Below are 13760 nucleotides of genomic sequence, written 5' to 3'. Positions count from 1 at the left end.
ATATCTCATTATTTAATGGTTATTATAAATAAGAAAACCAATGGACTCCATCCTATAACTCAATGGGATCTTGTTCGTATTCCATTGAGTTATAGGATGGAGTCCATTGGTTTATAGATTGATATCCATATATCTGCTTTAGGTATAAGGATTAGAACCCTCCCCCTAAAGCCTTATACAGGTATACCACCGACAGCAACTCATCCAGCACGGCATTGTTCAAACCGATCTGGGCGTCCAGCAAACCACGCTGGGCATCCAATACGTCCATGTAGCTGATGACACCGTTGATGTATTGCAGTTGGGCGAGTTCCAGATATTTACTGGCGGAGGCTTCCAGATTCATGCGGGAAGCACGGATCTCCTTCACCTTGCGGACGGTCACGATAGCGTTGTTCACCTCCTTGAAAGCGCCTAATACGCTCTTTTCATAACTATAGACCTCTTGCTCGTAACGAGCCTTCGCCGCTTTCACTTTCGCCTTGTTCTTCCCCATGGCGAAGATCGGCTGCAACAGGCTTCCGGCGATAAAACCAGCCGGACTCTTCAAGATGCTGCTTAACTCATCGCTCTCGAAACCGTAATTACTTGTCAAACGGATCTTCGGGAATAAGTCCGTTTGCGCCACACCTACCTGAGCGTTCGCCGCCCGAAGCTTAAACTCCGCTTGACGCATGTCCGGTCGGCGCTCCAACAAAGAAGACGGTAAGCCGATCGGTAAGGCATCCGGCAAGTGCTGGTCGCTCAAGGAAAGACCACGGGGGATATCATCCGTATACTCGCCCAACAACATGCTGAGGTCGCTTTCCTTGATCTTGATCTGACGCTCCAGCGAGGGGATCAAGGTCTCGGTACGGGCCAACTCCACTTGGGCTTGGTTGTAAGCCGTCTCGGAAGTAAGTCCGCCCTCATAGCGAAGCTTCGCCAAGCGAACACCCTCACGGCGTGCGTCCAAAGTTTGCTGTACGATCGACAACTCTTGGTCCAAGGCGCAAAGTTGATAATAATTGGCGGCAACCTCGGCGATGATGGTCAATCGCAAGGCACGTTGTCCTTCCACGGTCTCCATATAGGAAGCGATGGCTGCCTCATTCGCCCAGCGAAGGTTGCCCCATAAATCTAATTCCCAAGACAAAGTCAGCTTCGCCCCAAATTCTGGATCGGGCTTTGGGTTATCCCCTCCATAATTCAAGCGTTCCTTTTGCGCATAGACATTCGCTCCCACCTCCGGCAGCATACTCGCGAAAGAGATCCGCTTGGCGGCGATCATCTCCTTCACCTTGGCGGCGGCGATCTTCATATCCTTATTATTATCCAGCGCCTTTCTGATCAGATCCTTCAAGGCCTCATCGGCGTAAAGGCTCTCCCATGGGATATTCTCCACGGATGCCGTATCGGTCGTATCCGTATAAGCCTCGATCCGGTCCGGCAGGTTCAACTCCGGACGTACGTACCGCTTTCCGATCTTGCAGGAAGAGAACGCCAGCATAGAAACGACGAAAGCGGCTATATAGAAATTCTTTGTCATCATAATTTTCCGTTTTTGTGTCTCTTTAAAATAGAGGTTACCACTTCTTTCTTTTGAGCGATACGTTCCATACGCATCTTTCCCTTTATCTTATAGATCAAAACAAAGAAGAAGGGAACCAACACGATACCTACCGTAATCGCCACCAGCATACCGAAGAACACGCCCGTACCGATACTATGGCGGGAAGCTGAGCCCGGTCCGCTGGCTAACACCATCGGAAGCATACCCAACACGAAGGCCAACGAGGTCATCAAGATCGGGCGGAAACGCATCTGGGCGGCATGGATAGCGGCTCTCACCACATCTACCCCGTTATCCACCTGTACCTTGGCGAACTCAACGATCAAGATAGCGTTCTTCGCCGCCAAACCGATCAAGGTTACCAGACCGATCTGATAATAAATATCGTTCTCCAACCCTGTCGCCCAGATGCCCAAGTAGGCGCCCAGCGTAGCTACCGGCAAGGAAAGCAATACGGCGATCGGCACGATCCAGCTCTCATACTGAGCCGCCAAGAACAAGAAGACAAACAAGAAGACCAACGCCAAGACAAAACCAGTCTGCCCACCGGCCTGTTTCTCTTGATAGGAAAGACCGCTCCACTCCAGACCGATATTCTCGGGCAGATGCTCCCTAGCGATCCGTTCCATCGCAGCCATCGCCTCACCCGTACTATATCCCGGAGCGGCTACGGCGTTGATCGAGGCCGTGGTGAACATATTGAAACGCTTGATCGTTCCCGGACCGGTCGTATATTGGGTCGTGCCCAAGGCAGTCAATGGAACCATCGCCCCATCCTTACTGCGGACGAAGAACAAATCCAGATTATCCCGGGTGGCCCGATAAGGCGCCTCCGCTTGGATATATACACGGTAAATACGGTTGAACATATTGAAGTCGTTCACGTACACGGAGCCTAGATAAGCCTTCATGGTCGAGAAGATATCAGACAACGGGATGCCGAGGAACTTCGCCTGATCACGGTCCACGTCGAAATACAACTGCGGGATCTCGCTCTGCATGGCGGAAGACACACCTTGAAGCTCAGGCGCTTGCGAAGCGTAATACAGGAAAGTATCCGTGGCACTTACCAGATTATCCCAGCTAGCGTCTCCCTTAGCCTCCAACTGCATCTCCAAGCCACCGCTCTCACCCAAACCCGGGATTACCGGTGGACGGTTCACATACGACTTAGCCTCGGGGTAATAGTAGAATTCCCGGCGGGCATCGGCCATCACGTCCTCTACCTTCATGCCGGAGGATTTACGCTCTTCCCACGGTTTCAAGATCACCGTCAGCGTGGCACGCCCTTGGTTCGTACCGACACGGGGACTGCTACCCGTTACATTCTGTACGTAGGCCACGGCCGGATGATGGTCGAGGAACTCGATCGCACGGTCGGTTACGGCACGTGTACGTTCCAAGGTAGTACCCTCGGGCATCTCCAGCTCTACAGTGAAGAACCCTTGATCCTCCTCCGGGATAAAGCTGGTAGGCAACATCCGGTTCAAGACAAAGATGGCCACCAGTACCATCCCGAACCCTGCCAAGATACGGCGGGGATTAGCGATAGAGATACGCAACAACTTCGTATATTTCTTATTTCCTTTCGCCAACCACAGATTGATCTTACGGAAAATAAACGCTTTCTTCTTATGAGACGGACGCAAGATGATGGCGCACATCGCCGGGCTCAACGTCAAGGCCACTACCGTGGACAACAGCACGGAAACCACGATCGTAACAGAGAACTGACGGTACAGCTGCCCCGTGATACCCCCCAAGAAACTCACCGGCACGAACACGGCAGCCAATACCATGGAGGTAGCGATCAAAGCACCAGACAATTCCCGCATCGCCTTATGCGTAGCCTCACGGGCAGTCACACGCTCCTCGGCCATGATACGCTCCACGTTCTCCACCACCACGATAGCGTCGTCCACCACGATACCGATCGCCAAGATCAATCCCAGCAAGGTTAGCATATTCAACGAGAAACCGAAGATCAACATGAAACCGAACGTACCGATCAAGGAGATCGGGACGGCGATCGTCGGGATCAAAGCCGCACGCCAGTTCTGTAACGAGAGGAACACCACGAGAACGACCAAGAAAAGGGCCTCGAACAAGGTCTTATACACCTCGTGCACGGATTGTGAGATATACTCCGTCATATCGAACGGGAAATTATACTCCAAGCCTTCCGGGAAGTTCTTGCTGATATCCTTCATCGCCTCTTTCACCTTCGTGGCGACCTCCAGAGCGTTCGCCCCCGGCAACATATAGATACCCAAGATAGCGGCGTTCTTCCCATTGATCCCACTCTCCGTAGAATAAGAGGAAGCCTCCAGCGATACCCGGGCCACGTCGCTCATCCGGACGATCGAGCCATCCGGGTTTGCTCGCACCACGATATCCTCGAACTCCTTCACGGTAGACAAACGTCCCGGGGCCGTGATAGGCAAGGTGACATCCACATCCAGCACGGGCTGCTTACCCAGCTCGCCCGCCGCCGACTCCCGGTTCTGGTCTTTCAAGGCATCTTGCAAATCACTTACCGTCAATCCCATGTTGGCCAACCGATCCGGATATACCCAGATCTGCATACCGTAATAACGGCTACCGATATTCGATACACGACCTACGCCCGGGATACGGCGCAATACGTCCAACACGTTGATCGTGGCAAAATTACTCAGATAGATCTCATCGAACTTCGGATCGTCGGACATCAAGCTCAAGGTCATCAGCTGGCTAGGAGCCTGCTTCTCGATCGTGATACCATTTTGGATCACCTCGGCGGGCAAACGGCTCTCGGCCAGTTTCACACGGTTCTGGATCTCGACAGCCGCCAAGTCCGCATCGGCGGATACATCGAAAGTCACCGTAATATTCAAGCTACCCGAGTTCGAGCTACTACTTTGCATATAGATCATACCCGGCGTACCGTTCAGCTCCTGCTCGATCGGGGTAGCGACCGCTTGAGACACCGTCAAGGCGCTCGCTCCCGGATACGTGGCGCTGATCTTCACTACAGGGGGCGTAATCTGCGGATACTGGTCCACAGGCAACAATGCCAGTCCGATGATTCCGACAATCACGATCAGTATCGATAAGACGGTCGAAAAGACAGGACGGTCTATAAAGAATCCCGGTTTCATTGTTCTTCCTCCTCTCTAAGCGCTTGGATAGCCTTCTCGTCGCCGGCCTCTACCGCATGTACCTTCACGCCCGGCACCAATTTATGATAACCTTCTACCACTACTCGCTCGTTCTCGCCCAAGCCCCGTTCGATCACGACCTTGTTGCCGATCTCCGGGCCGGTCTGCACGAAACGCTTCTCGGCGATATCGTCCCTACGGATGATATAGATGAATGCACCTCCTTTCTCGATCGAGAGGGCTTTCCGGGGAACGACGATCGAACGCTCGCGGACATCCAGCAGGAGCTTCACCTTCGTGAACTGTCCGGGCAATAATTTCTGGTTCGGGTTGGATAGTTCCGCACGAACGCCAAACGTACCGGTCTTCGGGTCCACCAGCGGGTCGGCGAAGTCCACGATACCTTTTACCGGGTATTCCGAGTCGTCCGCCAAGGTAACCGTCACGGTAGGCTGCCAAGAACGGGTCGTATCCTGCTCGCCAAACTTCACGTTACGACGCTCGGCACGCAGGTAATCCAAGGCGGTCATCTTAAAATCGACCAATACCGTGTCACTTTTCACAACAGCCGCCAATTTCGAATTGACACCCGGGCCCACCAAAGCACCCACATCCACGAAACGCTCACTGATATACCCAGACAGCGGCGAGGTCACCACCGTATAGCTCAACTCCATCTCCGCTTGGTCTAGATCCGCCTTGCTCATGGCGATATTCGCCTCGGCATCTTCCAGGGCGGCTGTGGCGTTATCCAAATCCAGTTGGCTGGCGGCGTGTTGCTCGTACAACGGTTTCAGGCGTTCCACATCACGCCGGGCCTTGGCCGCTTGGGCTTGGCTTTTCTTCAGTTGGGCTTTCGCTTTCTCTACTCTAGCACGATATTTATCGGGATTAATCATAAACAGGGGCTCATTCTGCTTCACCCGTTTACCTTCCTCAAACAACATTTTCTCTAGGAATCCCTCCACACGGGCATGTACCTCGACAAAGCTGGCGGCACGGATACGTCCCACGTACTCGCCATAAATCTGCACGTCTTCTTTTGAGGGTTTGTCTACGATCACGATGGGCAATTGCTGCTCTTCCTTATGGCGGCAACCCGTCATCGCTACTACAAGGGCTATCAAGATAACCTGTACTTTTGCCAATCTTTTCCTGCTCATTCTACCTATATAAATTACTTATGTCACATTTGTTATGTAAAGAAAGAAAGAATCATTCCATTTTTCTCGAGGAGACCGATAATTAACATTACTTCACTTAATAACAAATCGTATAGCGTTTATGTTAACATTTATACTAAAATTAGGGTGTATCCAACCGGGGAATAAATCCACACCTACTGGGTAAGTCTACACTTTAAAAACAAAATCCTTTCGAATGAAACGTTTTCTCCATCCGAAAGGATTCCACATATATCAGATCTTTATCAATATCAATTATTATCGGTCAACCGACAACGCTTTCCACAAATTATCATCCGGCACGGGAGCGACAATTCGCACGTTCTCTTTTGAAACCGGATGGATAAACTCCGCGCTACGAGCGTGTAAGCTAATGCCCCCATCCTTATTGGAACGATCGAAACCATATTTCAGATCCCCCTTGATCGGACATCCCATCTTCGCCAACTGACAGCGGATCTGATGGTGCCGCCCCGTCTTCAAATCGATCTCCAACAGATAATAATTATCCGAATGGGCGATCAATTTATAACGCAGGATGGCTTTCTTGGCATTCGGCCGCTCGGTATCGTAAGCGTAACTCTTATTTTGCTTCTCGTTCCGCACCAGCCAATCCACCAACTCACCCTCATCCTGCGGGGGACGGTTCTTGACGATCGCCCAATACGTCTTGCGCACCTCACCGACACGAAACATCTCGTTCAAGCGAGAAAGGGCCTTGCTCGTCTTGGCGAAAATCACGACCCCGCTCACCGGACGATCCAGACGGTGCGTGACACCGACAAAGACGTTACCGGGCTTGCAATACTTCTCCTTCAGCCATGCCTTCAGCATCTCCGAGAGAGGCTTATCGCCCGTTTTGTCGCCTTGCACGATCTCACGGCAGGTCTTATCTACCGCTATAATATGATTATCCTCGTAAATAACCTCCATATTACATGTTCATACCGCCGTCAACCTGAATAACCTGTCCGGATACATAAGAAGACATATCCGAAGCCAAGAAGGTAGCGATATTAGCCACATCCTCCACCGTACCGCCACGGCGCAAAGGAATCTTCTTGCACCACTCGGCACGTACCTCGTCAGACAACTGAGCGGTCATATCCGTGATGATAAATCCCGGGGCGATAGCGTTCGCACGAATGCCACGAGAACCCAACTCCTGAGCGACAGACTTAGCCAAGCCGATCATACCGGCCTTGGAAGCGGAGTAGTTAGCTTGTCCGGCGTTGCCATGAACACCTACGACAGAAGACATATTGATAATGCTACCCGCACGTTGCTTCATCATGACCGGGGTACAAGCGTGGATAAAGTTGAAAGCGGACTTCAAGTTCACGTTCAACACAGCGTCCCATTGTCCCTCGCTCATACGCATCATCAAGCCGTCTTTCGTGATACCGGCGTTGTTCACCAAGATATCGATACGTCCGAAATCCTTCACGATCTCGGCAACGACGTTATGAGTCTCCTCAAAGTTAGCAGCGTTGGAAGCGTATCCTTTCGCCTTTACACCCAAGGCCTCGATCTCAGCCTGTGTAGCCAAGCCATTCTCATCGATCACTAGATCCGTGAAAGCGATGTTAGCGCCCTCTTGGGCAAACTTCAAGGCGATAGCCTTACCAATACCACGAGCGGCACCCGTTACGACAGCCACTTTACCTTCTAATAGTTTCATATTACTCAAATTTTTTAATATCAATGTTTAATCAAGCAAGCTCCCGTTGAATAGCCACCGCCGAATACCGTGATAGCGATCAAGTCGTCTTTCTTGAAATTCTTATCGTTCTGGGCATATACCAAGGCCGAGCTTACGGAACCCGTATTTCCCAGCTCCTCGATATTGTGTAAAAATTTCTCGTCCGGCAAGTTCAATTGCTTGGCGATATTCGCCATGATACGCATATTCGCCTGATGGCCGATGAAATAAGTAAGGTTATCCAGCGTATAACCGTTCTTCTCCAACAAATGAAGGACATTCTTAGGCATATAGGTACAAGCTTGGATAAATACGTCACGCCCCTCCGGCATCAAGATACCGCCGTCACGAGGACGCAAGTGAACCGCCTCCATCGCTTTCGACAAATGGCCGAGACCTTGCGTGTAAACCTCTACGATCTCGGCGTCGCCCTCACCGATCCGCTCCTTGGAGATAAAGAAAGCGGCGGCGGCATCACCCCATAAATGGCCCGCCTTCGGGTCTGTCTCATTATAATAAGCGGAGTTCTTATCAGCGGAAAGCACCAAAGCCTTGGAAACCTTCCCCATGGCGAAATATCCCTCCACAACCTCCAAGGCGTTCAAGAAAGAAGAACAAGCCGAGGATAGATATAAAGCTTTCGCGTCAGCGATAGTATACTCATGTTGAACCGTATGCGCGGCCGTCGCAACCGTATCATAGGGAGAATACGAAGCGGAGACGATCAAGTCTACCTCCGTGATATCGTAAGGCAATTTGGGAAGAGCGTCCTTCACGGCCTCAAGGCTCATGGTATTGATATTCTCTTCCTCTTTCGCTTTCGAGCGGGTATGAATGCCCGTCCGTTGCTCAATCCACTCACTCGTCAACCCGTTTAATTCAAGAAAATGTTGGTTATCTACCCGTTCTTCAGGCACATAAAACCCTGTCGCATTAATAAACATCCTTAGTGTCTTTGATTTACTTAATCTTTATTCCGTTGAATATTAAATTCATCACATTGTCTCTACGTTTAATCCGCTGGCTGATATTATCACCCATGATCCCCCGGATATAGGGCACCTCCAGCCCTTTCAAGGCATGATGGAGCACGAGGGCGGTAATGTCCGTGTCCGGCATGCTGAATACACCTTCCTTCACGCCATCGTCCAATATTCCCTTTATGATCTCCACTTCCCGAAGGTCGAAGCTCTTGCGTACCTTCTCCACCCGCCATATATCACGGAAGAAGGTAGCCCGCAACGTACCGTTCCGAAACACCAACGCCTTTACAGCGTCCAAGCGGCTATAGATAAACGTCAGCAGCTTCTCGTCCGCCGGCAGATCCTTGCTGGCCACGTCCACCAGCATCTTATGAAGCTGGTCCAGCTCCGACTCCACTACCGCCAAATAGATCTCGTTCTTGCTTTTAAAGTACGTATAAAGCGTACGTCTCCCCTTACGAGATGCCTGTGCAATATCGTTCATCGTCGTGTTATCAACCCCCATGCGGGCAAACAATTGTCTGGCCACATCCACCAACATGTCACGTGTTTTAGAAACTGTCATCGGCATTGTATTGCACATTTTGATTAAAACTGTGCGCAAAGTACTTAAAAAAGATCGTATCTACCAAGTATATTAAAAAAAACTTGCAATAAATTTGTTTTGTAAGAAAATATCCCTACCTTTGCACTCGCAATCAAGAAATGATAGCAACTATATCGCGGAGTGGAGCAGTGGTAGCTCGTTGGGCTCATAACCCAAAGGTCGTAAGTTCGAGTCTTGCCTCCGCAACTAAGAAAAGCCTTCCGGTCTGTGACCAGAAGGCTTTTCTTTTTTCGTAACCCAATGGTTTACGGGGTGGGAATCATTGAGTTTTTCCCGTAATCCATTGACTTACGTACCGTAAACCATTCGCTTAAGCCCAACAAGTCATAGGCTTACGTCCGGGGGCTCTTATTGGTTTCCCGGACGTAGGTCCTACAGTTCCTATCTCAAGGCAGGCAAGATATATTTCCATATCAAGTTGATCTCGGCCTGCATATCGCCGATATTCGCGGTCATGGCGATTACCGCATCTTGCTCGGGCAATATAATAATGTATTGTCCATTGGCTCCATCGGCACGAACGGCGTTATGGCGGCAACGCCACATCTGGTAACCGTAGCCTTGCAACCAGTCGCTATCTTTCGGCTTCATCTTCAAGTTCTCCGGTCTCATACCAGCGGGCAAAGAGGCTATCTTGGAGGTGGTGGCTTCCTCTATCCAGCTTTCGAGAAGCAATTGCTTATCGTTCCATTTTCCCTTTTGCAGGAAAAACTGACCCATTTTCGCTAGATCCTCGGTCTTGAGATACAAACCCCAACCGCCGCAATTGATGCCTTGGGGACTCTCTTCCCAAGTAGCGCCGACAATACCCAGCGGACGGAACAGGCGTGGATAGAGATAATTGATCACCTTCTCCCCCGTCACCTTCTGGATGATAGCGGAAAGCATATACGTGCCGAGGCTGTTGTATACGAAATAGGTTCCCGGTTTATGTACCAACGGCGCCGAGAGGAAGAGCTTTGCCCAATCGGCCTTCTCGTTCCCCTTCTGCCGTACTAAAGCGGTGGGATCGACATCATGGCCGGAGGACATGGTCAATAGGTGACGTATCTCCAGCTCTTTCAAGTAAGGGCTTACCTCGGCCGGTAATTGGTCGGGGAAGAAGGAGATCACCTTGTCCGTGACCTTCAATTTACCCTCCGCAACGGCAAAACCGATAGCCGTAGCCGTAAAGGTCTTGCTAACGGAGTTCAAGACATGCGGCGTATGGCGGTCGCCCTCACCCAGCCATTGCTCCTTTACGACCTTTCCATGCTGGAGGATCATGATACTATGCAAGTCTTGATCCGCCTTTTTCACCGCCCGCAGATAATTGCCGAACGCCTTATCCAAGGCTTTCGAGGCTTCCGCACGAGGGAGTTCCTTGGTCAGGTCGTTATAGCTGATCAAGTCTATGTTCTTATCCTTCAAGGCTTGCTTCACCTTCGGACTGGTAAAAAGATCGGTCACGCCTTGACGGTCCATCGCCACGTTCTCGTAGCCGATATGCCCGACGGTTTTCATCTCCTCGTTATCCAAGGCCGGGTGATCCAAGAACATATAGCGTTTACCGGGTTCCAGCTTATCCAGCATCCGGATGAAACTGGCCTCCTTCTCGGCCGGGGTCTTGGAGGCTCCATCATATCCGGAATAGGTGAAATCGTATTCCTGCATCGCCTCTACCCGATCCACGACCGGCAGATGATATTCCTCGGACAAGCGGCGCATCAGCTTCACCACCTCCGGATCGAAACCGGTCGATCCCATATGGCCGGAGATATGGCTGATCTGGGGAATGTTCTTCAAGGCCATCTCTATCTGGGCCCGGGCCTCCTGCTCGATCTCGGCCAAGCTCCATGTATTCTCCAGAATGGCCAGACCCGGGTAGGCGGGATTCGGAGACATCATCGGCAAGAAATAGCCATCGCTATCGGTCAAGCTGGGACAATGCGTCAGCGGACGCCATTTCACGTTATCCCATTCGCTGGTCAGCGTCAGGTGAAGCCCGACATCTATCCCCGGGTTCTCCCTCAACAGCCGGGCGGCCTCGGGGAACCACGAGGTGACAACCATAACCTCTATACAGGTCTCCACCCCATTCTTATACCCTTCCATACACGCTATATTGGCGGAACGGAACGACCCCATGTCATCCGCACGGATGATCAGGCGGGGATTCGTGGCAGGCTGGCTGAATGCCGGCCACGTAGCGGCGAACAACAGGCAGCCGCAAAGGATTCTTTTTACATTTGAAGTCTTCATGATATTGATAAATAAGTAACATCTTTTCTATACTTGGGGATGGACCACACAGAAGGTGCCGGAAGATTTGCTCACCAACTTATCGTCACAATAAATCTCGCACTCACAAAAATGTATATTCCGTCCCGCCTTGATCACGGTACCCTTGGCGATCAGCTCATTGCCCCAAGCGGCCCGTAAGAAAGACATTTTCAACTCTGCCGTCAGCACGTCTTTCTCCAGCGGGGTCATCGTATAGGCGGCGAAACCGGCGATCGTATCCGCCAAAGCAGCCAAGACCCCCCCATGCGTCACGCCGCTATATTGTCTCTGCTCGTCATGCAAGGGCATATGCGCCTCTACACGACCTTCCTCGATAACCGTGAAGTCGATCCCCAGAAAATTCACATAAGGATTCGTCTTCGCACGGTTAATCAACTTTTCTTTTATTCTCTCATCCATATCTTTTCCTTTAACGAACCGTTATCTTACAATCATCCAGATTATCGATAATGGCGAGGCTCTCCACACGTATGCCCTTTTCACGCAGCAGGTTCCCGCCATCTTGAAACGCCTTCTCTATAATAAAACCCATACCCTCGATCACGGCTCCCGATTGCTCCGCCAACTCGACCATTCCCATGGCGGCGTTTCCGTAAGCCAAGAAATCATCGATAAACAGGATATGATCCTCCGGAGTCAAGAAGTTATTGCTGATACATACCGTATAGTCACGATCCTTCGTGAAGGAATGGACCACGGTAGAGAGCATGTTCTCCATCGTCTTCGGTTTCTTCTTCTTTACGAAGACCACCGGCAGTTGCATGATATAACCCACCATAATGGCCGGGGCGATACCACTCGCCTCGATGGTCACGATCTTGTTTATCTTACGATCTTGAAAACGACGGATAAATTCCTCGGCGATCTTATACATCAACATCGGGTCCATTTGATGGTTGATAAAACTATCCACTTTAAGGATACCACCGGGATAACAGCGGCCGTCTTGCAAGATGCGTTGCTTCAATAATTCCATAATTTGTTATTCTGTTTGATCTTCTTTTACACGTATAAATAAATTCGCCAGAATGGCCGTCAAGCCACCCGTCGTTATGCCGGAGGAGAAAATACCACGGATCACCTGAGGGGCGACCCCTAAAATATCCGGCATCAGCTCCACCCCCAGCCCCAAGGACAAACTAACCGCCAACACCAACGTGGCCTTCCGGTTGATATCTTGGGCGGCGATAATACGGATACCTGCCGCCGCCACCGTACCGAACATCAGCAGGGTAGCTCCTCCCAGTACCGGATCGGGCATCAAGGAGAAGATAACGCCGACAACCGGGAATAAACCCAACAGGATCAGCATACCCGCTATATAATACCCCACGTACCGGCTGGCGACTCCCGTCAACTGGATAATCCCGTTATTCTGGGCGAAGATAGAGTTCGGGAAAGAGTTGAAAATTCCGGAGATAAACGAGTTCACCCCATCCGCCAGCACCCCGCCGGAGATTCGCTTCAGGTACCCTTCTCCCTCGATCGATTTTCCCGATATCATCGAGTTGGCCGTAATATCCCCCGTAGCCTCGATCGCCGTGATCAGATAGATCAATGCGATCGCCACGAATGAAGAGATATTAAAATCCAATCCATATTTGAAAGGAACCGGGATATTAAACCCTCTCAGGTTTTGCGAGGAGACAGCCTCCATATCCACCATCCCCATGGCGAAAGCGATCGCGTAACCGATACACAACCCTAGCACGATGGAACTCATCCGCAAGTACTTGTTCTTACAACGATTGAAGAACAAGACACTCAACAAGACGCACACAGCTACCCCGATATTACGCAAACTACCGAACGTACCGTTATCCATAGCCGTATACCCCCCGCCGCAAGCGACCACTCCAACCTTGATCAAGCTCAAACCGATGAGCAACACCACGATACCCGATACCAAGGGAGTAATCACCGAGCGCAGATACTTAAAAGTACGGCTCACGATCATCTCTACCGGAGAGGCGGCGATACAAACGCCGAAAATAAGGGGAAGCCCTCCCGCCAAACCAGCCGTGATAATCGGGCCGATAAACGAGAAGCTGGTTCCTTGGATACATAGCAGCCCCGCCCCGACCGGTCCTAATTTACGACATTGAACGAATGTGGATACCCCGGAGGCGAATAGGGCCATGGAAACCAAGAAACCGGTCGTCTCCAGATCCAGTTTCAGCGCCCCGGCGATAATCAAGGGAGGTGTTATGATCGCCACGAAAATAGCCAGTAGATGCTGGATGGCGGCAAAAAGCGTCTCTTTCAAAGGCGGACGGTCATCGATCCCGTAAATCAAATCCGTATCCATA

Annotated in this window: 11 protein-coding genes and 1 tRNA gene; 1 reads left to right on the top strand and 11 read right to left on the bottom strand. The window is 51.0% G+C overall.

Going from position 1 to position 13760, the window contains the following annotated elements; genetic code table 11:
* Positions 1–151 precede the first annotated feature (151 nt).
* From CI959_RS15430 to CI959_RS15400, 7 genes are all read right to left on the bottom strand, one after another.
* Positions 152–1531 (bottom strand): efflux transporter outer membrane subunit, encoded by a 1380-nt coding sequence (locus CI959_RS15430; protein WP_010184517.1) that lies wholly within the window; start codon positions 1529–1531, stop codon positions 152–154.
* Positions 1528–4692 (bottom strand): efflux RND transporter permease subunit, encoded by a 3165-nt coding sequence (locus tag CI959_RS15425; protein ID WP_008780328.1) that lies wholly within the window; start codon positions 4690–4692, stop codon positions 1528–1530. Before CI959_RS15425 ends, CI959_RS15430 begins: the two co-directional genes overlap by 4 nt.
* Positions 4689–5855 (bottom strand): efflux RND transporter periplasmic adaptor subunit, encoded by a 1167-nt coding sequence (locus CI959_RS15420; RefSeq protein WP_005855980.1) that lies wholly within the window; start codon positions 5853–5855, stop codon positions 4689–4691. The genes CI959_RS15425 and CI959_RS15420 overlap by 4 nt, the downstream gene beginning before the upstream one ends.
* 279 nt (positions 5856–6134) lie before the next feature.
* A complete protein-coding gene (locus CI959_RS15415; RefSeq protein ID WP_009017818.1) occupies positions 6135–6809 on the bottom strand; it encodes an RluA family pseudouridine synthase in 675 nt (224 codons plus the stop codon).
* Between the two features lies 1 nt (position 6810).
* Positions 6811–7557, bottom strand: a complete 747-nt coding sequence (fabG, locus tag CI959_RS15410; RefSeq protein WP_005855977.1) for a 3-oxoacyl-[acyl-carrier-protein] reductase — start codon at positions 7555–7557, stop codon at positions 6811–6813.
* 20 nt (positions 7558–7577) lie between these two features.
* Positions 7578–8522 (bottom strand): 3-oxoacyl-ACP synthase III family protein, encoded by a 945-nt coding sequence (locus CI959_RS15405; protein WP_095231480.1) that lies wholly within the window; start codon positions 8520–8522, stop codon positions 7578–7580.
* Between the two features lie 16 nt (positions 8523–8538).
* Positions 8539–9132 (bottom strand): TetR/AcrR family transcriptional regulator, encoded by a 594-nt coding sequence (locus CI959_RS15400; protein WP_011966477.1) that lies wholly within the window; start codon positions 9130–9132, stop codon positions 8539–8541.
* A 150-nt stretch (positions 9133–9282) separates the two neighbouring features.
* Between CI959_RS15400 and CI959_RS15395 the strand changes: the two genes are divergently transcribed.
* A tRNA-Met gene (locus CI959_RS15395) sits at positions 9283–9354 on the top strand.
* A gap of 195 nt (positions 9355–9549) precedes the next feature.
* Here the strand turns inward: CI959_RS15395 and CI959_RS15390 are convergent.
* The 4 genes from CI959_RS15390 to CI959_RS15375 are packed head-to-tail and all read right to left on the bottom strand — an operon-like array spanning position 9550 to position 13759.
* Positions 9550–11409 carry a ChbG/HpnK family deacetylase gene (locus tag CI959_RS15390; protein WP_057316606.1) on the bottom strand — a complete coding sequence of 620 codons (1860 nt, stop codon included), beginning with the start codon at positions 11407–11409 and terminating at the stop codon, positions 9550–9552.
* A 27-nt stretch (positions 11410–11436) separates the two neighbouring features.
* The gene (locus CI959_RS15385; protein WP_005855973.1) at positions 11437–11850 is read right to left on the bottom strand and encodes a PaaI family thioesterase; all 414 of its coding nucleotides are present in this window, start codon (positions 11848–11850) and stop codon (positions 11437–11439) included.
* Between the two features lie 10 nt (positions 11851–11860).
* A complete protein-coding gene (gene xpt / locus CI959_RS15380) occupies positions 11861–12427 on the bottom strand; it encodes a xanthine phosphoribosyltransferase (protein ID WP_005855972.1) in 567 nt (188 codons plus the stop codon).
* A 6-nt stretch (positions 12428–12433) separates the two neighbouring features.
* Positions 12434–13759, bottom strand: coding sequence for a nucleobase:cation symporter-2 family protein (locus tag CI959_RS15375; RefSeq protein ID WP_057316607.1), 1326 nt, complete (start codon positions 13757–13759; stop codon positions 12434–12436).
* Between the last annotated feature and the right edge of the window lies 1 nt (position 13760).

This window comes from Parabacteroides sp. AT13 (genome assembly GCF_002272965.1).
GTDB lineage: Bacteria > Bacteroidota > Bacteroidia > Bacteroidales > Tannerellaceae > Parabacteroides > Parabacteroides distasonis.
Note: the sequence above shows the minus strand (reverse complement) of the source record. Positions and strands in the feature narration are given on the sequence as shown.